19 protein-coding genes are annotated in these 23,577 nt (G+C 43.0%); 8 read left to right on the top strand and 11 right to left on the bottom strand.

Features of this window, described 5'->3' with window-relative positions:
- Positions 1 to 13: 13 nt before the first annotated feature.
- The 4 genes from JMX82_RS10380 to JMX82_RS10365 all read left to right on the top strand — a co-directional run bounded on the left by JMX82_RS10380 (position 14) and on the right by JMX82_RS10365 (position 3,632).
- Positions 14 to 295 (top strand): succinate dehydrogenase assembly factor 2, encoded by a 282-nt coding sequence (locus JMX82_RS10380; RefSeq protein WP_201540475.1) that lies wholly within the window; start codon positions 14 to 16, stop codon positions 293 to 295.
- A 92-nt stretch (positions 296 to 387) separates the two neighbouring features.
- Positions 388 to 831 carry a protein YgfX gene (locus JMX82_RS10375; RefSeq protein ID WP_201540474.1) on the top strand — a complete coding sequence of 148 codons (444 nt, stop codon included), beginning with the start codon at positions 388 to 390 and terminating at the stop codon, positions 829 to 831.
- Between the two features lie 301 nt (positions 832 to 1,132).
- Positions 1,133 to 1,867: a YidB family protein gene (locus JMX82_RS10370; RefSeq protein ID WP_201540473.1), complete on the top strand. Its 735-nt coding sequence runs from the start codon at positions 1,133 to 1,135 to the stop codon at positions 1,865 to 1,867.
- Positions 1,868 to 2,174: 307 nt separating this feature from the next.
- A complete protein-coding gene (locus tag JMX82_RS10365) occupies positions 2,175 to 3,632 on the top strand; it encodes an anion permease (RefSeq protein ID WP_201540472.1) in 1,458 nt (485 codons plus the stop codon).
- A gap of 63 nt (positions 3,633 to 3,695) precedes the next feature.
- On the opposite strand, the gene JMX82_RS10360 is transcribed toward JMX82_RS10365, so the two are convergent.
- From JMX82_RS10360 to trmB, 3 genes are all read right to left on the bottom strand, one after another.
- Positions 3,696 to 4,814 carry a regulatory protein RecX gene (locus tag JMX82_RS10360; protein ID WP_201540471.1) on the bottom strand — a complete coding sequence of 373 codons (1,119 nt, stop codon included), beginning with the start codon at positions 4,812 to 4,814 and terminating at the stop codon, positions 3,696 to 3,698.
- A gap of 57 nt (positions 4,815 to 4,871) precedes the next feature.
- Positions 4,872 to 5,924, bottom strand: a complete 1,053-nt coding sequence (gene recA / locus JMX82_RS10355) for a recombinase RecA (protein WP_055124705.1) — start codon at positions 5,922 to 5,924, stop codon at positions 4,872 to 4,874.
- A 1,031-nt stretch (positions 5,925 to 6,955) separates the two neighbouring features.
- Positions 6,956 to 7,807, bottom strand: a complete 852-nt coding sequence (gene trmB, locus JMX82_RS10350) for a tRNA (guanosine(46)-N7)-methyltransferase TrmB (RefSeq protein WP_201540470.1) — start codon at positions 7,805 to 7,807, stop codon at positions 6,956 to 6,958.
- Positions 7,808 to 8,105: 298 nt separating this feature from the next.
- Here trmB and JMX82_RS10345 point away from each other — a divergent pair, with 298 nt between their 5' ends.
- Positions 8,106 to 9,035 carry a pilin gene (locus tag JMX82_RS10345; RefSeq protein WP_201540469.1) on the top strand — a complete coding sequence of 310 codons (930 nt, stop codon included), beginning with the start codon at positions 8,106 to 8,108 and terminating at the stop codon, positions 9,033 to 9,035.
- Between the two features lie 79 nt (positions 9,036 to 9,114).
- Here JMX82_RS10345 and JMX82_RS10340 read toward each other — a convergent pair whose 3' ends face one another.
- The 8 genes from JMX82_RS10340 to gmk all read right to left on the bottom strand — a co-directional run bounded on the left by JMX82_RS10340 (position 9,115) and on the right by gmk (position 20,670).
- On the bottom strand, positions 9,115 to 11,001 hold the full coding sequence (locus JMX82_RS10340; protein ID WP_055124702.1) for a monovalent cation:proton antiporter-2 (CPA2) family protein: 1,887 nt from the start codon (positions 10,999 to 11,001) through the stop codon (positions 9,115 to 9,117).
- Positions 11,002 to 11,076: 75 nt separating this feature from the next.
- Positions 11,077 to 11,781, bottom strand: coding sequence for a hypothetical protein (locus JMX82_RS10335; RefSeq protein ID WP_201540468.1), 705 nt, complete (start codon positions 11,779 to 11,781; stop codon positions 11,077 to 11,079).
- Positions 11,782 to 12,371: 590 nt separating this feature from the next.
- Positions 12,372 to 13,562 (bottom strand): cation diffusion facilitator family transporter, encoded by a 1,191-nt coding sequence (locus tag JMX82_RS10330; protein WP_201540467.1) that lies wholly within the window; start codon positions 13,560 to 13,562, stop codon positions 12,372 to 12,374.
- A 258-nt stretch (positions 13,563 to 13,820) separates the two neighbouring features.
- The gene (locus tag JMX82_RS10325; RefSeq protein WP_201540466.1) at positions 13,821 to 16,106 is read right to left on the bottom strand and encodes a primosomal protein N'; all 2,286 of its coding nucleotides are present in this window, start codon (positions 16,104 to 16,106) and stop codon (positions 13,821 to 13,823) included.
- 249 nt (positions 16,107 to 16,355) lie between these two features.
- Complete coding sequence (locus tag JMX82_RS10320) at positions 16,356 to 16,736, bottom strand: RidA family protein (protein WP_055124699.1); 381 nt, start codon at positions 16,734 to 16,736, stop codon at positions 16,356 to 16,358.
- A 238-nt stretch (positions 16,737 to 16,974) separates the two neighbouring features.
- Positions 16,975 to 19,173 carry a RelA/SpoT family protein gene (locus JMX82_RS10315; RefSeq protein ID WP_045444214.1) on the bottom strand — a complete coding sequence of 733 codons (2,199 nt, stop codon included), beginning with the start codon at positions 19,171 to 19,173 and terminating at the stop codon, positions 16,975 to 16,977.
- A gap of 412 nt (positions 19,174 to 19,585) precedes the next feature.
- Positions 19,586 to 19,846, bottom strand: a complete 261-nt coding sequence (gene rpoZ / locus JMX82_RS10310; RefSeq protein ID WP_045444217.1) for a DNA-directed RNA polymerase subunit omega — start codon at positions 19,844 to 19,846, stop codon at positions 19,586 to 19,588.
- A 197-nt stretch (positions 19,847 to 20,043) separates the two neighbouring features.
- Positions 20,044 to 20,670, bottom strand: coding sequence for a guanylate kinase (gene gmk / locus JMX82_RS10305; protein WP_045454143.1), 627 nt, complete (start codon positions 20,668 to 20,670; stop codon positions 20,044 to 20,046).
- Positions 20,671 to 21,152: 482 nt separating this feature from the next.
- On the opposite strand from gmk, the gene ispH reads away from it, so the two are divergent.
- From ispH to JMX82_RS10290, 3 genes are read left to right on the top strand one after another with little or no spacing between them, the layout of a single operon-like run.
- Positions 21,153 to 22,109 carry a 4-hydroxy-3-methylbut-2-enyl diphosphate reductase gene (ispH, locus tag JMX82_RS10300; RefSeq protein WP_201540465.1) on the top strand — a complete coding sequence of 319 codons (957 nt, stop codon included), beginning with the start codon at positions 21,153 to 21,155 and terminating at the stop codon, positions 22,107 to 22,109.
- A gap of 52 nt (positions 22,110 to 22,161) precedes the next feature.
- Entirely contained in the window at positions 22,162 to 22,407 is a 246-nt protein-coding gene (locus JMX82_RS10295; RefSeq protein WP_087815097.1) for a hypothetical protein, read from the top strand.
- Positions 22,408 to 22,421: 14 nt separating this feature from the next.
- A complete protein-coding gene (locus JMX82_RS10290) occupies positions 22,422 to 23,240 on the top strand; it encodes a thioesterase family protein (RefSeq protein ID WP_201540464.1) in 819 nt (272 codons plus the stop codon).
- Positions 23,241 to 23,577: the final 337 nt, after the last annotated feature.

Raw genomic sequence — 23,577 nt, 5'->3', positions numbered from 1 at the left:
TGAGAGTACTTTTATGACCACCTCGATTCAGCCAGAACCAACCAATGAACAGCGCCGCATTATCTATCAAGCACGCCGCGGATTAAAAGAGTTAGACTTTTACATTGACCTTTATGTCAAAGAGATTTACTTAACGGCAGAGCCTGCTGAACAAGAGACATTTGCAGAAATGCTGACTCATGAAGACCCTGATTTGTTGGATTATTTCACCAATCAAAATCGTCCAGAAAATGAAGAAATATGGGCATTGGTCAATAAAATTAAGACATGGCGTCATACCAAAGATTTGACTTAAAGACTGATTTAGATATAAAAAATGGTCGTTCAGAGCTGGCATAGCTGGGTCTAAGTAACATAATGGTCTGCCGTTTTTTTTGGTGATAAAATATGACCTTGGCAAATTCGTTGCGTATTGATACGGCTATTCGTCCTGCCAGCTATTTGCGTTTGCTACTTTATAGTGGGTTGACCGCCGTCATGGTTGTACTGGCGTGGCTTGCTTCTTTACTGTTATGGCAATATGTGCTTATTTTAATCGTTACCGCCGTGGTGATTATTTATTTGACATTATCACGACCCATACTGCTGCATCTGAGCCAGCCACCACTTAGCTATCGTGTTGATCAACATTGGCAGCTACTGCTCCGTACGGGTCGCGGTGATGAGCTATGGCAGGCACAGTTAAGCAATGTCTCTGGATATCGATGGGCGATAAGCTTTGAATTCAATGTTATAGAGCCTTATCAGCGCTCTTTATCAGTGACCATCTTTCGAGATCAAGTGAGCCCTGAACAATGGCGAGAGTTGAATATTTTGGCTAGATTGTATTGAATACTTATAAATAGTGCTTATCAGTGCCATGGTCGAATGTTTAATATGTCTAAAATACACGCCGGAAATACGAGTTAAGGCAGTATTTTTTATAGCGCCCAATGAGAGGTTTTTTCCACGAATTTACGAACGCCTACATGTCATAACAAAACACCTATCTGGATAGCGAAAGAGATTTGTTATATTGCAAGAGAATTGTGAATCGCATAAGTAAATCAAGCTGTTGCTTAATATATTAAATTAGCAGCGAAGTTTTTAGCGGTTTATAGATAATAAATAATATGACAAAAAGGAATCGAGAATGAGCTTATTAGGGAATTTGGTTAGTCAGGTGGCCCGTCGTGCGATGGATCCTGAAGATGCGCAGCGTAATCCCGTAAATCAACGCATTGATCCACGTCGTACAGGTGGTCTTGGGGATATATTGGGTAGCGTGCTAGGCGGTGCTAGTCAAACTGGTGGCTATAATCCACGCCAGTATGATCATCAGCCAGACAATGGTTTTGGCTTAGATGATATTCTCGGTGGGTTAACAGGCGGTGGACTCAATGGTGGCAATCAACGTGGCGGCGTCAATTCTAATGCCAGTGCTGGTGGTTTGGGCGATATTTTAGGCAGCGTATTGGGTGGTCAGCGTACCAAAGGCGGATTCGGTGGTAAAGGTATGCTAATCGCTGCACTTATGCCAATGGTACTAAGCTGGATCAAACGCAATGGCGGCTTGAGTGGTGCATTATCGAAAATCACAGGCATGGGTTATGAAAACCAAGCGCGTTCTTGGATGAGTAACCAGCAAGACAATGACAATCTTGATCCAAATGATATCAGTCAGTTATTCGATGACAATGAGATTCAGCAGGTTGCAGCACATACTGGTGCTAATGACGTAGAAGTCCGTCAAGGTCTTGCTGAGTTGCTGCCAGAAGTAATGAATCAGCTGACACCAAGTGGTAATTTGGATAATGAATCTGAAGCCAATGAAGAGATTGATCAAATCATTAATCAACTATCTAGTCGACTAGGTGCGCTAAAATAAATTTATTTTTTAAAGAAAGTCGCAATCGTTAATGCCACAAAGTGAATACTATAAAAAAGAGTACGTTATCCAACGTGCTCTTTTTTATGGCTGTTAGTTTAACCCTACTATTGGTGCTCAATTACTGAATATTTACTCTTTATTCTAAATAGATATGTTAAAAATGGTGAATAATAGAAAAATAATTCTATAAATCTTATAAGATGGTCATATGATTCATTGAGTCTTTTGTCGCAGTGGCTACTTTGATGATCCTTTATATAATATGACTGCGTGATGGTATAAGCATTTATAAGGATACTTAATCATGCCATTTAAGCCTATTCAAGCAGCGGTTGCCATTTTGGTCGGCTTGATCATTTGGTTTGTGATACCAGTGCCTACTGGCGTTACGCCTGAAGCATGGCACATGCTGGCGTTATTCATCGCCACTATTGTCGCCATCATCGGCAAAGTATTACCCATTGGCGCCATTGCTATCATTGCCGTCACCCTAGTCGCACTGACAGGCGTGACTAGTGATAGCCCAGCACAAGCCATTAGTGATGCACTATCAAGCTACTCAAGTCCGTTGATTTGGCTAATTGGTATTGCAGTCATGATATCGCGTGGCTTGATAAAAACGGGTTTGGGTCGACGTATTGCCTATTATTTTATTTCTATTTTTGGTAAAAAAACCATCGGCGTGGCTTATTCTTTGACTGCGGCTGAATTGATGATAGCACCCATTACGCCTTCTAATACGGCGCGTGGCGGCGGTATTATTCATCCTATTATGAAGTCTATCGCGCAAAGCTTTCATTCGACGCCAGAAGAAGGCACTCAAAACAAAATTGGTCGCTATTTGGCGATGGTGAACTACCACGCCAATCCTATTACCTCTGGGATGTTTATCACGGCTACTGCGCCCAACCCTCTGGTTGTAGATTTAGTGAATAAAGCCACAGGCGGTGATATTCAGCTGTCATGGACCACTTGGGCAGTGGCGATGTTTGTACCTGGTATGCTATGCCTGCTTGTGATGCCGTTAGTCATTTATATAATTTATCCACCTGATGTTAAAATCACGCCCGATGCAAAAGGTTTTGCCAAGGAAAATTTGGCAGAAATGGGAAAAATAAGTAGCCAAGAAAAAATCATGCTCGGAGTATTTGCTCTGATGCTGTTATTGTGGGCGAATATTCCCGTATTGATGTTAGGTGAGCAATATAGCGTTGATGCTACCACCACAGCATTTATTGGTTTGACGACCTTAATATTGACTGGGGTACTGACTTGGGACGATATTTTAAAAGAGAAGTCAGCATGGGATACCATTATTTGGTTTGGCGCCCTTATTATGATGGCCGCTTATCTTAATAAGCTTGGACTGATAAGCTGGTTTTCTGGCAATATCGAATCGATGATTAGCACGACTGGGCTTGGCTGGATAGGCGCTGTGACTATTTTGACCCTAGTGTACTTATATATTCATTATTTCTTTGCTAGTACCACGGCTCATATTACTGCACTATTTGCAGCATTTTATGCGGTGGGTTTAAGCTTGGGCGCACCGCCGATGTTATATGCACTTATCTTAGCCGCAGCGGGCAATATCATGATGACGCTTACGCATTATGCAACTGGTACTGCGCCAGTCATTTTTAACTCTGGCTATGTGACGTTAAGAGAGTGGTGGAGTATTGGCGCAATAATGAGTGTGGTCAATTTGGTCATCTGGATCGGTGCTGGTTTGATTTGGTGGAAAGTGCTCGGCTATTATTAATAGATCGCTCAAGTCATATTGTCTTATGTGCAGATGGGTGTTTTTAAAAAAGGTGAGGGTGGCTTAAAAGCGCTCATCTAATGTGTCTAAAGTATAATTGAGCGCGGCAAAACAGATATCGCTCTGAAAGCCTCGATATTGCAAAAACCGTAGCTGCTTTGCTTTGTCTTTTTGTTCAGTGGGGATGTCATCGCCGTACTTTTTAGTGCGCGCTGTGACCGCCAGTTTGAGCCAATCGATACCATCTACCAGATTATCTGCGCTATCATCTACAAACTCCCTAAACTCTTCTGACTCTGCATTTGCCATATCGATTAACTCATCGATATTACTGGGCAGGGCAATTTTTTTACGATAAAACTCCTGCTTGATACGTCCGCGTCCCCGACCTTTACGGATATTTTCACGAATGAGCATGAGCGTCGTGCGATAATCACTTTGGTAGCCTTTTTCTTCAAACTCATCAAGTAGCGCATCAATTTTATCTGGGGCTTGCTCTTTATCAATAAGCTTTTGCTTAAGCTCAGCCTTGCCGTACTCACGGCGCGATAAATAATAAAACGCCAACCAACGCAAGCGACTTTCGGCTTTGACCTCATCTATTTCTGCTTGTCGTTGTTCAGGCGTGCGCAAATAGGCTTTAAGAGCAGCGGGTAGGTTATCCATCTGACTGTCGACTGTGCTATGCACAGAAGTGTTCGTAATGGCAGCATCGGTTGTATACTGTGATTCTTTGTTAAATTCATCATCAGTAGCCGCACTATTATCTGGTTCACTATGAATATTTTGTTTAACCTCTGCTAGCATCTCTTTGATACTTTGTGCTGCTGGTGGTTGATAAGCGGGCACATCATTAGGCTCAGGGTTAAAGTCAGCCGCTGGGTGAAAGCGTTTTTTACGCTTTTTGGATCGAGGAGATTTTTTGCTGGTAGAAGGGGGTGCGTCAACGGATTCTACTGAAAAGTCAGCATCGTCAGATAATGAATGGTCTTCATGATAGTAAGTTGAATGCTTACGTGTCTTAGCCGTTTTTTTAGGATCGCCTTGATAGGAATGCTGAGAAAATTTGGAGGATTCAGAGTGTTTGGAAGATTTGGACGGTTTTTTTGATTTGATAGTAGGACTACTCGCTGAATCGGCATCGGATTCAGCGAGTATTTCAGCTAAGGTTTTAATGTTCATAACAATTTAATTTTCATAACAAGTCATGATTATTGATAACGGTTAATCATTGCGCCGTTATTGTACAGGGTCAGAAACCAACGCTTCATTGGCTTTATCTTCGGCTTTGGTCTCTTTCTTTGATCCAAGCTTTTCTTCACGGATTTTGGCTTCGATTTCTTGCGCAATCGCAGGGTTTTCTTTTAAGAACAGCACAGAATTGGCTTTACCTTGACCAATTTTTTCGTCGCCATAGCTATACCAAGAGCCTGCTTTGCCAACTGCACCAATTTCAACACCCAAGTCAATCACTTCGGCTAAATGGTTAGTACCTTCACCATAAGTAATTTCAAACTCTGCTTGGCGGAAAGGCGGTGCCATTTTGTTTTTGATAACTTTGACACGGGTTTGGTTACCGATGATTTCATCACCATTTTTGACCGCACCGATACGGCGGATATCCATACGTACAGAGGCGTAGAATTTCAGTGCGTTACCACCAGTCGTGGTCTCAGGGCTACCAAACATCACACCAATTTTCATACGAATTTGGTTGATAAATACCACCATACAGTTAGAGCGTTTGGCGTTACCTGTGATTTTACGTAGTGCTTGGCTCATCAGACGTGCTTGCAAACCCATATGTGAGTCGCCCATCTCGCCTTCAATCTCTGCGCGCGGCGTTAGGGCGGCAACTGAGTCAATGACGATCATATCGATAGCACCAGAGCGCACCAACATGTCGGTGATTTCAAGTGCTTGCTCACCATTATCAGGCTGAGAAAGTAATAGCTCGTCAGTGTTTACGCCAAGTTTGCGCGCATAAACTGGATCTAGTGCATGCTCAGCATCAATAAAGGCGCAGGTGCCGCCCTGTTTTTGACATTCTGCAATAGCTTGTAGCGTCATGGTCGTTTTACCTGAGCTTTCTGGACCATAAATCTCTACGATACGGCCTTTTGGTAGACCACCAATGCCAAGTGCAATGTCCAGACCCAAAGAACCTGTTGATACTACATCGACATCCATAATAGCTGAGTCGTCACCTAAATGCATGATGGTATTCTTACCAAACTGCTTTTCGATTTGACCGAGTGCTGCTTTAAGGGCTTTGGCTTTATTGTCGTCCATACTGGATTCCTTGTCTTCAATCATTGGTTAAAACTATAAATTTGGTATGATAAATAAAATGTTTGTAGCTATGAAGGTTAACGGCTCAATAGTGCTGATGGCTATCTACATAATAAGCAGCGTTCGTTCAATGTCTATCTAGGATGAATGGGTTAGGGTATCGATGGTGTAGACAGTAATATAGGATATATCACTCTACTATACAGTAAAATCAAATAACGATAAAAGTAAAATTAAGTTCATAATTAGCGCCAACAGATATAATTTGTAGGTAACATTATGCTCGTTGAGCCTTAACTGTTTTCTAAAGTACGGTTGATTAGATAAGGTGATTATAACAAAAACCAAGGAGCATATAGAGGATTCAATGATGCTAAACGACACTAACTGTCGCATTGTATATAAGTGATAACTTGTGTAGTCTAGTTGCTGAATACATCCTAATTTTGGATAGGATAATGTCGCCCTTTGTCAATAGCATTAAAAGTTGTCCACAAGAAATAAAGCGTCTAAATTTAGCTTTTGTGAAACATCAGTGAGGATTAATTTAATTTAAAAATATATTAAAAATAAATTACAGTATTATGAAATACCGTTTAACCTGCTGATTTAAAAGGTTTTTTAAATTGTATAAAAAATGAACGATTTTACCTCATCCTTTGATCTATCTAGGGAAATTGTTGTCAAGTGCGTACTTATGCACAGGGTTATCCACAGCTTATGGGGAGAACTCATGAATCCCTTATACTATCAATGTTTGAGTAGGTAGGTGACCTGTGAGTGTGGCGCTGGAATATATTTTTTACCGCTATATGTAGCGTTATTTATTTAAAAATTCTATGAAAATAGACGATGTTTCACGTATTAAAAAAAATTTATTATTTTTAATAAAAATACTTATAGCTTGTCTATTAAGGGTTGTAGCTGAAAAAAATCAAATAATATTGTCATTAGATAATTTGCAAGCACAAAAAAAGCGGCTAAATAATTTAGCCGCTATGCAGAAGTCATCGAAGATAAGTGACCCAAATCTAGTCTTTGATATAGATTAAATCCCAAACGCCATGTCCACTATTTATACCGCGGCGCTCAAATTTGGTCATTGGACGAAAGTCAGGGCGGTCGGTGAAGTTACCTGCGCCTGCTTGATTGGTTAAACCAGTAAAACCGTCTAAAACTTCAACCATCCAAAAGGCGTAATGCTCCCAGTCGGTTGCGGTATGGAACCAGCCGCCTTGCTTTAGACTACGAGTCACAATCGCCATGCGTTCAGCACTGACGAAGCGGCGTTTGTGATGGCGTTTTTTTTGCCATGGGTCAGGGAAGTAAAGCTGGATACGATCGATATGGTTTTCTGGTAGTTGCTTGAGCAATTGGATGGCATCACCGTTGATGATTTTGACATTGGTTAGTGCTTGAGTACCTGCCATATAGGCGCATTTACCGATACCTGGTTCGTGCACTTCGATACCAACGAAATTGCGGCTAGGTTCTGCTGCTGCCATCTCAATGAACGAATCACCCAGTCCAAAACCGATCTCTAAGGTAAGCGGTGCTTCACTACCGTTAGGGCTATCAGCGAATAGTGTTCGTAGATTGTCAATACTATCAAGATTGCCATCACCGAAACTGTTATTGACCAGATACTCAGCAAATTCTGGCGCGGTCAGTGCCAGTTCGGCATTTTTATTCATGTGCGTACGTCGTTTCATAAAGGTATTGACGATACGTAGATGTTTGCTTTCTTCAGGCTCACTCTCATTACTAATACGGGCTTCAATGTCAGTATTAGTATTGCTTTCGGTGTTAGTACTGAGGACTTTTTGCTCATCAGTAGTACTCGTACTATCGATGTTATCATTAATATCAGGATGTTGACTCATAGGATTGACAAGGCTTCATAAAATGGGTGATGTACGCTTATTATAAGTTAAATCTATACAGCTGTGAACGGACAATGCTTTTTTAATATTGTTATCGTTTATTCAGCATAAAAAAGTGAAAGTGTTGATCTTGTTTGACGTATCACATATAGATTGGCATTCGGCTGCCTTGACGCTCTTTTACATTGAATTAGCGGTATTTATCTGTCGTTTTACTGTTCTGCACATCGGTTTTGGCGTTATCATATAAAGTGAGTAATGGATTTAAATTTTTCTTCATCGTTAATAGGGGTCATCTATGCTATTTATCGAGACGGATTCGCCGCCCCCTTTTTATCAAGAACAGCTGACTCCTGCTAAGCGTACACAACTTGATAAATGGTTTATCGGTCACCGTAGCCAGCATTATTATCTAAAACGCTTTGAGCAGTTCGATGCGCAAGGTTATCTGTCGCCAAAATGGCATTGGGCAGCATTTTTTGTGACGTTTCCTTGGCTCCTCTATCGCAAACGCTATATGGATGCGATTGTCTATAGCGTAGCAGGCTGGTCGTTTATCCAGCTCAATGTGGCACTGGTATTGGTTGCGTTTGAATTTTTGGCGATGTCCTTCATCCCTGATGCTTACCAGATGGCGACACGCATAGGCATTGCCGCGATCATTTGGTTATTTTGGTCGTTCATGGTGGCGCGTTGGACGGATGCGTATTATTACCGCATGGCGCGACGTGAGATTGCAGATGCTATCGATGATTATCCGCGTGATGAAGCAGCGCAAAAGGTGCATCTGCGCCGAGAAGGTGGGGTCAGTTTATTTGGGTTAGGATTGGGGTTTGGTATTTTTGCCTTTGCTTTAATGGTTATTAAGATACAGTTTTTACCAATTATTGCCAAGCCAAAAGCCAATGAAGTGCTATTCGATGCGTATGATACAGCCAAAACGGCACAAAATCGTGTGGCACTGATTTATCAACAGACAGGGCAATGTCCGATTCATTTGCCTATCGATACAGGCACTCAGCAGATACGAATTGATATCGATAAAAAGGCCGCTGGCATAGTAGAAACGGATTGTGCAGTCATTGCGACCATACAAAATGTTCAGTTCCCTATCCGCTATCTAAATCAACAGACACTGGTTTTTTACCATGTGCCAGACAGCGATAGTTGGAGCTGTACGAGTTCGCTAAATAAAAATCTGGCACCTGCAAGCTGTATGCCTGATTAGGGCATGTTGAATGATTTAACGATGACACTGACAGTGCCTATTTGTGAATCATCAAACACGCTTTAAAATATATAAATATTTAGGTGTTAGAGTCAGTTGCAACGTCGTCCTTTTTATCAACGGGTGTTGCTTTACTTTTCAACGCGTCATAAAAATCCGTTAAGTCCATTTTTCGGGCTTTATCAATGTCTTCATCAAACAAGCTTTCTAGCTCTGCCATCGCTGATTGTGCGGATTCAATCATGCTGGCTTCATCATCATAGATCGCTTGCTGACGTTCAATCAAGTCATCGTCGTAATCACGGAAAGTTTGCACCGTCTCACGCGCTTTTTCTGGTGAGATGCCAAGCAGTTGTAGAGACTCACGTGACATATCCAAGGATGATAGGTAAGTCTCACGCCAAATATGACGCACACCGACCTCACGCAATCGATAATAATGCTGACGGTCACGTGCCCGTGCCAAGACAATCAAGTCTGGATAGTTTTTACGTAAGTATTGAGCCGTGGTGATAGAGCGCTCTAAATCATCGATGGCCAAAATAAACACACGGGCTTTTTTGATACCAGCCGCGCGCAATATCTCAGGGTTTTTTGGGTCGCCGTAATAGACTTGGTTACCAAATTTACGAACGAAATCGACACGATTTGCTGAGCGTTCAATGGCGGTAAATTCGATGTTATGCATGCGTAGTACACGACCGATAATCTGACCGACGCGCCCAAAGCCAGCAATAATGACTTGATGTTCATGATCGGGAATGGCATCGTATTCTCGGCTGGGTTTGCTTTTGGCAAATAACGGCTCACCGATTTTCTCAAGTAACAAAAATGCCAGCGGTGTGAGCGCCATGGAGATAGTGACGATAAGGTTCAGGGTGTTGGCAAGCTCAGGTCGCAAGACATTTTGAGCAGTAGCGACACTGAATAAAACAAAGGCAAATTCACCACCTTGAGCGAGTGTCACACCCAGTCTGATGCTGGTTGGCCAGCGATTGCCTGATATCTTTGCAATGGCGGTAATGACACCAAATTTGATAGCCATCAATGCCATTGCACAGCCGATGATAAAGATAGGTTTTGCCAAGATAAGTTTGACATCAGTCAGCATACCGACCGACATAAAAAATAAGCCAAGTAGCAACCCTTTAAATGGCTCAATACTGGCTTCTAGCTCATGGCGATACTCAGAATCTGCGAGTAGTACCCCTGTTAAAAAAGCACCTAATGCCATCGATAAACCAATTTGACCCATCAAAATCGATACACCCATCACGATAAATAGCGCAACGGCGGTCAGCAGTTCTGATGCGCCACTAGAGGCTACAAACTTAAAGAAGGGACGAACGACATAACGACTAGCAAAAATCAGTCCAGCAAAAACCGCAAAAACTTTGCCAAAATAAATCAAATCATAACTTTGTTCGCGCACCCCTGATAGGAAAGGAATGACGGCTAGCAAAGGGATAACCGCAATATCTTGGAATAATAAAATCGTGAACGCCTCACGACCGTGGGTGCTAGAAAGCTGCTGTTTTTCCGTCAGTATTTGTAGTACAAAAGCTGTGGACGACAAGGCAAGGCCAAAACCGACGATAAAAGCAGTATCGAGCTGTAAGCCAAAAATTTGATGTAACAGCCCCATTAATAATGTGCCAGTCAGACCGACTTGCAAACCACCGAGTACAAATATCGAACGCCGCAGTGCCCATAATCGTGAGGGTTGCAGCTCAAGCCCGATAATGAACAGCAGCATGACCACGCCAAACTCAGAGAAGTGCAACAAGCTCTCAGCATCGCCTGCGACGTCCAGACCACTGGGCCCCAATATCAATCCTGTAATGAGATAACCTAAGACCGTCGCAATGCCAAAACGTTTACCAAGGGGTACAAAGAGCAGGGCTGCTCCTAAGAAGATTGTAGCTTGTAACATTAAATTTGGTGAGCCGGTGGCGGCAGCGAACATCTGGAATCCTTAGCAATCATGATAAAATAAGCGGTACAATATGGGCATGGTAAAAATAAAAAATCTTAGCATACGTTATTTTTTACGATAAATCTTCCACACACCATTATCGGCAAGTGGATTGTTATAAGCATCGTTACGGCGTTTACGCGGGGTCTGGCGACTGTCTACGATTTTTAAATCGGGCAGAGCATGGACGATAAGACCCGTTCGATAAAAACGTACGCGTTCAGGCTCCAGCATCTCGCCCTTGCTATCACGACAAAATACATAGGCGCGCAAATCAATAAATTCACGATGCGCCACCAAACGCGCCTCATCATCATTATCAAATACTGCACTCATACGCGCAATTTCATCAGCACTATAGTCACCACACTTATCAGTAAGCGCACCGACCGAACCGAAGCTTTTTGATTCTTTTGCACGGGTCTTGGTCAAATGTAGCCTTTGCACATGATAGATAAATTGCGGTATCTCAAGGCTGGCTGGTAGCGGCAGATGATCGGGCGGTAGGTTGGCCGCAGGATAAAACGCCATGGCGCGCTCAAGCAGATTATGCCAACGCTGCTGATAGGCTTGGACTTCGGCGATATTGCCTTCATAAATTGGCATATCACGAATTTGACGCAAAATATCAGGTGGAAACTGCTCATCTCGAAAGCTAGCAATGTCTTCTTGCAATGTCGATAACAATGCTTTGGCATGCTTTTTACCCTCTGCTGAGATAGGGTTATCAATGTAGCTTGGAGCAACAAAAGGAGCTGAGCGTCTCGACATGGCAGAAAATAATCCATTAATGGTAAATTGGTTGTTTCAGCTTTAAGTATACAGAATTTATATGAAAAATATGGCGGCGAGGCTAAATTTCCCATCATTTTTAACATGCTATTACAATGCTAAAAATCGGCGTGATATAAGCTTATTTAAAATAAAGCCTGTTTATGTCGGCGCATAAGAAGTTAAATTCATGCACGATGATTAGCCAACTTATAGTAAGTTGCGCGGATTATTGAAGATTTTTAGCAAAATAATTTTAAGGGTTTTCGGGGCAGGACTGGCGCTGTTATTTGGATTTTGGTTGCTGCTTGCGTTATATATGGCATCTGATTATTTGACATAGGATTATGTAACGCACATCAGGACTGACGCATGAGATTTTTGGATTCGAATCATATTCTTATCGTTGGGGTTGGGTATTTGGTCAATAACAACGCTTTGGCTAATTTGGTGCATATGACGTTATGATTTCCACCACTTGATAAAACGTCGCCAACCATAGGCAACGTTTAAATTGATATTTGAATAAAGAATGGTCTTTTCAATGTTTAATTTCTGACTTTCAAAGTCTGATTTTCCATGTTTCATGCTTAGTGGTTGTGACCAATATGATTATTACCCTCTGTTTGTTGTTCTGAGATATCGCAGACCAGCGCATCGCTATGTGCCTCAGTTTGCGGATGTGATGCGCTTTCTACCTGAATGGTCGCATGATGGATACCAAGCGTAAGCAAGCTTTGTTCTAAATTGGCAATCAATATGCTGGATTCATGAATACTCATTTCACCATCGACAACGGCGTGACAAGATAAGGCATTTAGACCACTGGTAATACTCCAAACATGCAAATCATGGACTTCTTGTACTTGCGGATGGGTAAGCAGTTTTTTTTCGACATCCACTAAGGATATACCTTCTGGTGTGCCTTCCATCAAAATATGTACGGAATCACGCACGACGCGATAACCACTAAATAATATCAGTATCGCGACAATCACCGAGGCCGCTGCATCCGCCCAAACCCAGCCGAAGCTCATCATCAAAAGCGCGGCAATAATAGCGGCAACCGAACCCATTAAGTCACTCAATACATGCAGGTAAGCACTTTGCATATTAAGGTTGACTGGAGCTTTACTCTCATTTTTTCCTTGAGTGTCTTCAAGACTGTCTTTATGACTACCAGCATGACTGTGTCCATGTGCATCTCCACCACGACTGCCTCGATGCATCAGCCAAGCGACCAAAATATTGACGAACATACCGATAGTAGCAACGATAAGCATGCCTTGGGTAGCAATTTCAGGCGGTGAATTGAAGCGCTTAATCGCCTCATAAAAAATCATTAGCGCAATAATGACTAGCGTCGCACCATTGACTGTTGCGACTAAAATCTCAAAGCGTTTATAACCAAACGTCTTTTGATGAGTGGCTGCTTTTTCTCCAATTTTAAATGCCATTAACGTCGCGCCAAGTGCGATTGCATCACTGAGCATGTGACCTGCATCAGATAATAGCGCCAAACTGCCAGTCAGCCACCCACCGATGGCTTCAATAAACATATAGCCTGTGATAATGATAAAGCTGAACAGCAAAGTACGCTGATAGCCCTTGGTATCTCGCGGTGCTGTTGTTTGCTCTAAGTGTTCATCGTGATCGTGAGAGGCTTGATTGTCATGAGTGTAGTTGCTCTCATCATCTTTATGCAGATGGTTAGCCACATCAACAGTATCATTCTGATGAGAATGATTGCCTTGTTCAGCGTTTGATTTATTTTGACTCATAACAACACTCAGAATGACAGAAGAGGAAATTTGATTGCTTATAAGGCTGGGCTTGCTGTACGCGGACTAGCCAGATATAAAGAATTTAGCATATTTAATAAATGCTTGCTGTATCTAGGCAGTAAACCATTGGTTACTATTTAGAATAACGTTCTTGAGGGCGTATCCTCAGTTCAATCGATTATCCTCTAAATAGGGACACGGCCTAGTAGCGGACAGAATAATCTGAGTTAAAAAGTGATGGTTAGTAATTGGCGGCTACCAACCAACAGGGTCGATATCCAAAGTGAGTTTAAGGCACTTGGTACTTGGCAAGGTCAATACGGGCTGCCACCATTGATTTAATACATGGTGTAATTGTTGTCGATTTTTGCCTAAAAGTAGCAGTTGTACGTGGTAACGGCTATTCTTTTTGCTCATTGGTGCATCGATAGGCCCGAGTACGGCGAGATTATGTCCATTTGGTAGAATGGCAATGGCATCTTTAAGGGCTTGCGTCGTGGCAGCAAGGGTTTTGCCCTCACAGCGTATCAGGGCAGCATGACTGTGTGGCGGTAAACCCATCATTTTACGCTCTTGCAATAGCTCGCGAGCAAAAGACAAATAACCGTCTTTGACCAGTTTTAATAGTAATTCATTATCTGGTTGCAGCGTTTGAATGAGTACACGACCAGATTTATCACCGCGACCGGCACGTCCTGCGACCTGAATCATCAATTGCGCAGTATGTTCTGGCGAGCGAAAGTCGGCGGACAAGAAACCACGATCGGCGTTTGGCAAGCAGACAAGCGTAACATTGGGGAAATGATGACCTTTGGCGACCATCTGCGTGCCAACCAAGATGGCAGGATTGCCTTGATTGATACGCTGATAGATATTCTCCCAGCTGTCTTTACGCCTGGTGGTATCGCGATCGATTTGGATAATGGGGTAAAGCTCTTTGCTGGTTTGCGGATTGGCAAAAATCGCATGCAGGTTTTCGCTGAGCCTTGTCGTGCCCATCCCTTTGGCATCCAAATTTTGACTGCCACAATCAGGGCAAACTTTTGGAATATAAGCTTGCCAGTCGCAGTGGTGGCATTTTAAATAGGAGCTACTATAAGCGTTGTGTTGGGAATGGCTATTATAATGAACGGTTAAATGCGCGTCGCAGCGCGGACAATCTGCCTGCCAACCGCAAGCTTCGCATAGCAAAACTGGCGCATAGCCGCGACGGTTTAAAAATATTAATACTTGATCGCCCGCTTCTAGCGTTTGCCGTATCGCCCCAATAAGCGCATCGGTCAGCCCAGTATCATAGCGCGCACCGTCGTCCGTCGTTTGCTGATGAGTACTTTGCAGGCGCGCATCAATCAGCTGCATGGTTGCAAGCTTCGCATTACCGGGACGAGTTTGCAGTTGGCACTCCACCAGCTTACCGTCATCGACCAGTTTTAAATGCTCAAGAGATGGCGTCGCCGTACCGAGTACGACAGGGATATTGGCTTGTAGTCCACGATACAGCGCGACGTCAGCGGCATGATAGCGCAAGGTATCTTGCTGCTTATAAGAACCATCATGCGCTTCATCCACGACAATTAAGCCCAGATCTGCAAAAGGATATAGCACCGCTGAGCGCGTGCCAATAATGATTTGAGCATGACCGGTACGGCAGTCTTGCCAGCCGTGCAGGCGATGGGTATTATTCATGCCAGAATGTAGCAGGACAATATGAGCGGCAAAGCGACTGGCAAAACGCGCGCGCGTCTGCGGCGTCAATCCAATCTCAGGTACTAAAATCAATACCTGCTTGCCAGCTTCCAATACGGCTTGCATCGCTTGCAGATAGACTTCTGTCTTGCCACTACCAGTGATGCCATTTAATAAAAACCCCGTGTAGCGATTGGCTTCATGAGCCGCAATAATGGCGGTAACGGCGAGTTTTTGCTCGTCATTGAGATCAAGGGGCATTTTTGCTAATTTAACAGGCGCAGGTGATTGTATGGTCTGAATATAGCGCTCGATTAAACCTTTGTCTTCGAGCGCCTTTAAAAAACTCCTTTCCATGCCCTCTAGCAATAAAACATCTTCACTCGCGCCACGCTCACCATGCAGCTTAAGCATATCGAATTGTTGTTTTTGTTTTTTGGCATTGGCACGAAAGTCATTGTCGCTTACATGTGGCAAAATTCGCCAATGGGTAATCAGTAAATCCAGCGGCTTACCTTGACGAACGAGAGTTGGCAGCATGACTGCTAAAACGTCACCAAGCGGGTAGTGGTAATAACGCGCTAGCCAATGTGCCAGCTTTAGCATACTGGTCTCTAAAATAGGCTCAGCATCCAAGCATTTATTGATAGGTTTTAGCTTATTAAGTGGCACGCTGCTATTTGCTTCTGGAATATGAGCGACGACGATACCGATTAAAGTTTGACGACCAAAGGATACTTCGACACGGCAGCCAATAGGGGGTAAAGAAGGGCTTGATAAGTTGTTTATATCTGCTGGTACGCTATAGTCAAATACCCGATAAAGGGGCACGGGTAGAGCAACTTGTACCAACATAGAATGCGTTCCTAGTTTTCAGGTAAATGGTTTTTGGATAAACAGTTTTTAGGTAAATGGACTTTAGATAACCAGCTTTTAGATAACTAGATCGTAATATTGATAAGAATAATAGCAGTAAGCCCAAATAGTGATATTTGGGCTTACTCTGGCCTTACCTTTTAGCAGTAGCTTTTTTGACGTAACGACTTGAGAATTAAGTACGTCTATGTATTAAGCCTTACCATTTATATGATGATACGGCTTAAGTTACTCAATATATAAAATTGACTCAATCTCGACCACACCGCCTTTAGGTAACGCCGCTACTTGGACGGCTGCACGGGCAGGATATGGCTCGCTCAAATTGGCAACAAACACGTCGTTTAGTGCCGCAAAATCACTCAAATCAGTCAATGACACGTTAAATTTAACTACGTCATTTAAGCTGCCACCAGCCGCTTCACAGATGGCTTTGATGTTTTCGAACACTTGCTCAGCCTGTGCTTTAAAACCTTCTTTTAATTCCATGGTATCAGGGTCAAAACCCAATTGTCCTGAAATATAGACGGTGTTACCGACTTTGACGGCTTGTGAATAAGTACCAACGGCAGCAGGTGCTTTATCAGTTTGAATGGTTTGACGAGTCATATTATATATCCTTTTTATCTTTTTCTGGTTTGGTAGGTAAGGGCGCATTATTCATCATTTACATTTCATTTTTCACCGTGCAAATGATGACACGCTCTACGTTTATTTGCTAAAAATCAAAAAACACAGTTTATCATTATTTCAGGTCTTTCTAAAATTTTCTAAATCCATTATTCAATGTTCTATTGAGTGAGTGTTGGTGGCAATGTATCACGTGCACTACACCTTATTACCAGCACTACAGCTGATACAGCCTGATGATATTTGGAAAACCTAGCAAGGAGCGTAGCTCGCGAATGCCTTGTGCTAGATGATTGCGACTGCGAACGATGATATGGATGATGGTGTCACTACTGCGCACGTCTACTTTTTCTACCCCTATATTTAGTTGGCGTAAATGATAGATGACTTCAGTAATCTGTTCGTCGCTGAGGGCAATAGATAGTTTTAAATAGGCTGGAAAGCGAATCTTTCCGGTATTTTTTATGTCATGTTCGCCAGCGTCACCTTGTTTTACAGCCTTGTCATTACGCCAGCGCAGTTGTATAACCTGATAAGGATTGTCTTTACGAATATCGTCAAGTGAAAAGCACTTGTGTCGATGAACAACCAGACCGTGACGGGACAAATGACCGACGATAGGATCACCATAAATAGGATGACAACAATTGGCAAAATCAAGCTCAACCCCAGACGCATTGACTATCAGCTGCTGTGGTTGGGTCATATCATCGCTGTGTTCTTGTGCTTGTAAATCATTGACTTCATCGCTAAACAAGCGAGTTACCACCAGCTGTGGTAGTAACGTACCAGAGCTTATTTGCTCAAATAGTTCGGATTTTTCGGTCAAGCCACGCCATTCAGTGAGATTTTTCCAATCACTATCAGTTAAGTCATCGAGACTTTTTTGATAGGTTTTTAGCGCCCGATCTAAGGCTTGTTGACCATGGTGTTGCTTATCAGCAGGAGACAAGTCTTTAAACCAACGCAAAATCTCTTCACGCGCTTTATTGGTCACGACAAATCCCAGCCATTCTGCTTTTGGTTCTGAGTGGCTATTGACTTCTATTTCAACCAGCTGCCCATTCTTAACGACTGTGCCAAGTTTGGCTTTTTTACCATCGATATTGGCGCCAACGGCTACATTGCCGACCATCGGTCCGACAGCGTAAGCAAAGTCTAGCGCGGTTGCGCCTTGTGGTAGCTCATAAGCGCGACCCTTTGGACTATAGCAGATGATTTTACTGGAGTGTAGGTAATCCATCAGCTCATTAATGGTAGAGACTGCCGCTGAAAAGTCTGGGCTATTTTCATCTAAGCTGTCTTCATCGACTAAGTCTTTCATATTGCGTAATGACGCTTGGATAACCGATTGGCTAACGTCTGAGGCATGCTCTGCACCGATGACACCAAGCCGCGCTGCGCTTTGCATTTGCTTGGTCAAAATCGTCACTTTGACGACATCGTTATCGCGCTCATAGATAAGCGTGAGTGATTGATTGCCACCCGGTAGCGGACGACGAATATTATCAGCGATATGAGAGTCATCAATCTGGTATTTTTTAATTAAGTAATAGGCCAATTTGTCACAGGCTTCGACATTATCGAGGACAATCTCAAAGGCATAATGACGGAGTAGAGCATTGATTTCACCGCGATTGCGAAAAAACTGACGGTAGATGACCACGCGATTGTCTAAAACTTTGACCAGACCATTCAACCCCAAATTATTGAGGACAATACTCAAGTAGCGATGGATGGCCTCTCTTTGAAAGTTACGCCCAAGCCCGTGCTGTAGTAGCTTGTCAGAAAGTTTGTTGTACATGTCAGAATCAAGGTTACGGTAACAGAGCACCTCAATATAATCGGCAATATCATTAAGCCCCATCAGCCGTGCAAACGGTACATAAAAATCCAACGTTTCTTGTGCTGTAGTGCGTTGTTTTTCCGGGCGTACCGCATCTAGTGTCGACATATTATGTAAGCGGTCAGCAAGCTTAATAATCAATACGCGTGGGTCAGCAAGGGTGGCTGTCAAAATTTTATGAAAGGTGGCTGCTTTATTTTGCTGTTTATTATGTGAGGACGACTTTAGCTTAGTCACACCGTCGACCAGTCTCGCCACTATTTTGCCATAGCGCTGCTCAATCTGCTCATCGCTAACCTCGGTGTCTTCGACCGTATCATGCAAAATCGCTGCAATAATCGTATCTCGATCCAAACGAAAACCTGCCAGTATCTCGGCCACCGCAATCGGGTGGGTGATATAAGGCTCTCCTGATTTACGCTTATCTTTGATGTGCGCAATATCACCGAACTCACAGGCATCAATAATATCACGGCGTTCAGCAGCAGTGAGGTAACCTACTGAGCGCAGTAAATTATATTGAGCCTCATCGACTAAATGATGGCTGAGTTTGGGTAAGGTTTGACTCATAAAGTAACGATCCTATTTTCCATTACCTGTTTGCCTGACTGTCTATCGGGTAAATGGTGACTGAATGAATGCTGGAATACTATAAATATAAAAAATCTCGAGAAAAAAGATAAAAATAGGTAGACCATCCTCTAATTAATCGTAAATCGCATTCAATGTCAACTGCTAAGCGAACAGGTGCTATAAAAATTTAGAAATTCTAACTCAATGGTAGTTTTTCAGGTATAAATGGTGACTAAAACAATCAAAGCAATATCACAGCAACCAGCTATTACAACCAAAAAACCACAGCCTATGCTGTGGTCTCTCGTCAATATGTCATCACTGTGTAGATTTGTCTTATAAGGCAGTGGTTAGCTTTATAGGCTTCATACGACAAACCTTCAATGCTGTATCTTAATAATACAGTGTCTTAAAAACCATGATCGCCTGACAGTGCCAAATCTAATGAACTGGTGGCAAAGTTGTGCTCTGGCTGATTTAGGATATCGCGAGTGATTTTACCAGCAGCGATTTCACGCAATGCCAATACCGTAGGCTTGTCATTATCCACATCAACCAATGGTTCAGCGATACCTTTAGCCAATTGACGTGCACGTTTGCTTGCCACTAAAATCAGTTCAAAGCGATTATCAACATTATCCAAACAATCTTCAATCGTCACTCGTGCCATATGTAGCTACCTCGGTTGTTTTTATTAGTCACGGAGCTTGCCCGCCACTCAATAAAAATAATATCAAAATATAAAGGGGGATAGCGAGACATTATAGCATTTTTTGCCCAGCCGCGTAGTTGCTTTTTACGTGTCTATTAACGTATCTATTAATAAGCGCTCATCGACTGAGTTGACAGTAGTATTTCGTTCTTGCTTTACTCTTCTACTTTATTGCTAAGTAAATTGCTGATGGTGCGATGATACCGCTGCTGTTGACGCTTAAGCGTCTGCCTGTCCGCCACGATAATGGCTTTTAGCTCAGTTAAAGCGACCTCAAAATTGTCATTAATAATCACGAAATCAAAATGGACATATTGCGCCATCTCAGTCACTGCGCCAGCCAGACGTTGCTCTATTACCTCCATAGTATCTTGCCCACGCGTCGATAGACGCTGACGTAAAGTGGCAATACTTGGCGGTAAAATAAAAATCATAATGGCGTCAGTAAAGATTTTTTTGACTTGTAGTGCGCCCTGCCAATCAATCTCTAAAATAACATCGACGCCTGCTTCTAACTGCGTCCGCACACTTTGCTCCGAGGTACCATAGTAATTACCAAAGACCTCAGCATGTTCTAAAAACTTGTTTTCACCGATGGCAGTCACAAAGTTTTCGACGTCGGTAAAATGATAATGGTGACCATCAATCTCGCCGGGACGTGGCGTGCGCGTGGTGTGTGATACGCTGACGGTTAAGTCATTAGTCGTGGCAAGTAGCTGCTTTACCAGTGAGGTTTTGCCCGTACCTGAGGCGGCGGTAATAATAAATAATGAACCTGTCATACAATGTGTCCTAATGGAGTGTGTGCTAGTCAAATCTGTGCGAGTAAAAGAGCCAAAGCTTTTTTAGTAAACAATTCAAAACTGGTAAAAAGAAAAATCGCCATCATTTATGGCGATAGACATTGTCATCGATGCACTATTATAAACTGCTTTTGTGGTTTTTATTTTAATTAAAGCCGCCTTTGACCAGTCGTTATCATCGAAGCGGTGTAAAGATGGTATAGGGCGACTTAGTATAAATCACATTTTTGGTGCATTAAGTGCAGTTAACGCTGCCACTATGGATAAATACTTTGAACGTATGAATATGTGTGTGCTTCTAGTTAAAACAGCCTCTAGTACCGTGCTATTTTCAAAGGCAATAAAAGTAAATTATGCTAAAGTAGCGTAATGAATTCATCCCAATTTTTGAATTAAAGCTTTTGACAGTAATGTTGTGTATTTAAGCTTTAATAATAAATTATCTAATGATAGGCCCTCTTATGCAAATTTATCTTGCCAATCCACGTGGATTTTGTGCTGGTGTGGATCGCGCGATTGCGATTGTGAACGAAGCATTGACACGTTTTGAACCGCCCATTTATGTCCGTCACGAGGTGGTGCATAATAAATTTGTCGTCTCTGATTTGGCCAATCGCGGTGCAGTCTTTGTGGAAGAACTTCATGAAGTGCCAGATGGCTCTATCGTTATTTTTTCTGCTCATGGTGTATCAAAAGCTGTCGAAGATGAGGCTGAACGCCGCGATTTGACCGTATTTGATGCCACTTGTCCGCTGGTCACTAAGGTACATATCGAAGTCGCTAAATTTGCGCAAGAGGGTATGGATGCGGTATTGATTGGGCACGCTGGACATCCCGAAGTGGAAGGCACGATGGGGCGCTTTAACCGTCGCCACGGCGGTCACATTCATTTGGTTGAAAACGAAGCCGATGTGGCAGCATTGAGCGTACAAAATGCCGAACGTTTGGCATTTGTTACCCAAACGACCTTATCTATGGATGACACAGCGCGCGTCATCGATGCACTGCGTGAAAAATTCCCTAGTATCCAAGGTCCGCGCAAAGACGATATCTGTTATGCCACGCAAAACCGCCAAGATGCGGTAAAAGACTTAGCCAGTCGCTGTGAGGTGGTCTTGGTGGTTGGCTCGCCCAATTCATCCAATTCTAATCGTCTGCGTGAGCTGGCTGAGCGGATGAATTGCCGTGCGTATTTAATCGACAATGCCAGTGAGATGGATAAAAGCTGGTTGGATGGTGTGCAGAGTATCGGCGTCACCGCTGGCGCATCAGCACCCGAAGTACTGATTCAAGAAGTGCTACAGCAGCTGCAAGATTGGGGTGGCGATTTACCGAGTGAGCTATCAGGGATCGAAGAAAATGTCACCTTCAGTCTGCCTAAAGCCTTGCGTATCCCAGTCACCCAAATGGGTAAGTAGATAAGGCTTTGTACAAGACATCTAATAGGTAACGTATAGTAGGTAACGCAAAATGAAAAAGCAAAAAAAAGGATTTGTATTGGCAGAAGCCACTCTCGCTGAGGTTAACAAACAATTGAAAGTGAATTTGTTTGTCATCGTGGTGGTGGGATTCGTGTTGGGCAGTAATATTCTGCATTTTATGCGAGAAAAGAATGTTTTTTATGGCGTATTAATTGCCGCGATGGTCGTTGCATTATTTTTTGTCATTAAGAGTCGACAGGTTCTTAAGTTAAAACAACAAGAGCTTATCAAATAAATCATAGGACAGTCATGTCAGCTTATTATAACTTTATCAAACGCGAACAGCGAGAAGACGGCGTCAACGTCGCACATTATCAGCCAACCAAGCATGCCCAAGGCGCTTGGAATGAGCATGAACAGCATATGGCGCCAGCGACAGGATTGCTCACGGCTGAGCTCAACGGTTATGCGCCGCAAGAAAACATGCGTATCGCTCGCATTAGCCTAGACATTTTAGGATTAATACCGCTTGATGACTTTACCATTACCACGCGTTGTATTCGTCCGGGCAAGACCATTGAGCTGATTGAAGCAGTCATGAGCAGTCGCGGTCGTGATGCAATTATTGCGCGGGCATGGCGTCTAATGACCCAAGATACCAGCGAGATTGCAGGTACTGAAGACCAAAAAGCGGTACATAAGCCCGAAGAATTGCCCATCTGGGAAGACATGAAAGGCTGGCCGGGCGGGTTTATTGAGAGTGTGCGCTTGGTCGCTGATGATACGCAGCGTCGCCCAGGACGCGGTATGGTCTGGATTACTAACGATGTGGATATGATCGAGGGCAAGCCAACTGATGACTTGGTGCATCTATTGGGCATGGTCGATACGGCCAATGGCGTTGTGCCGCGACTTGGGCTTGGCTTGTCAGAATTAGAATGGATGTTTCCCAATACGGATTTGCAAATTCATATGCATCGCGCGCCGCAAGGTCGCTGGCTTGGCATCGAAGCGGTGCAGCAGTATGGCAATGATGGCATTGGCTTAACGAGCGCTGTGTTGCATGACATCAATGGCCCTTTTGGTCGTAGTGAGCAAATTTTGACCATTCGTCCGATGCCGCGTTAATGGCTCTGTGGTATTTAATTAAGCTCTATTTAATATGGTCAATTCGCTTTAAAAAAGTGATAGCAAGGCTCATAGAGAGTAGTTGCACTGTTAATATTTATCGTTGTTAATAACAATCATCCTAAGGAATAAAGTATTTGGATGAGTAGAAAACAAGTTAAGTGGTTATGAAAAACAAAACGAAAGCATGTAATTAATTAATTATACAAATCAATGGTAATGGGTTGTAATAGTATCTAACCACAGAACATGACTGTCATTAGACATTACTATGAAAAAAACAAACCGTTTTTCGAACAAGCTGACAACTATTCTGGAACTATTAATAGAAGCGTAT

It is taken from the genome of Psychrobacter sp. 1044 (assembly GCF_904846525.1).
Taxonomy (GTDB): Bacteria; Pseudomonadota; Gammaproteobacteria; order Pseudomonadales; family Moraxellaceae; genus Psychrobacter.
Note: the sequence above shows the minus strand (reverse complement) of the source record. Positions and strands in the feature narration are given on the sequence as shown.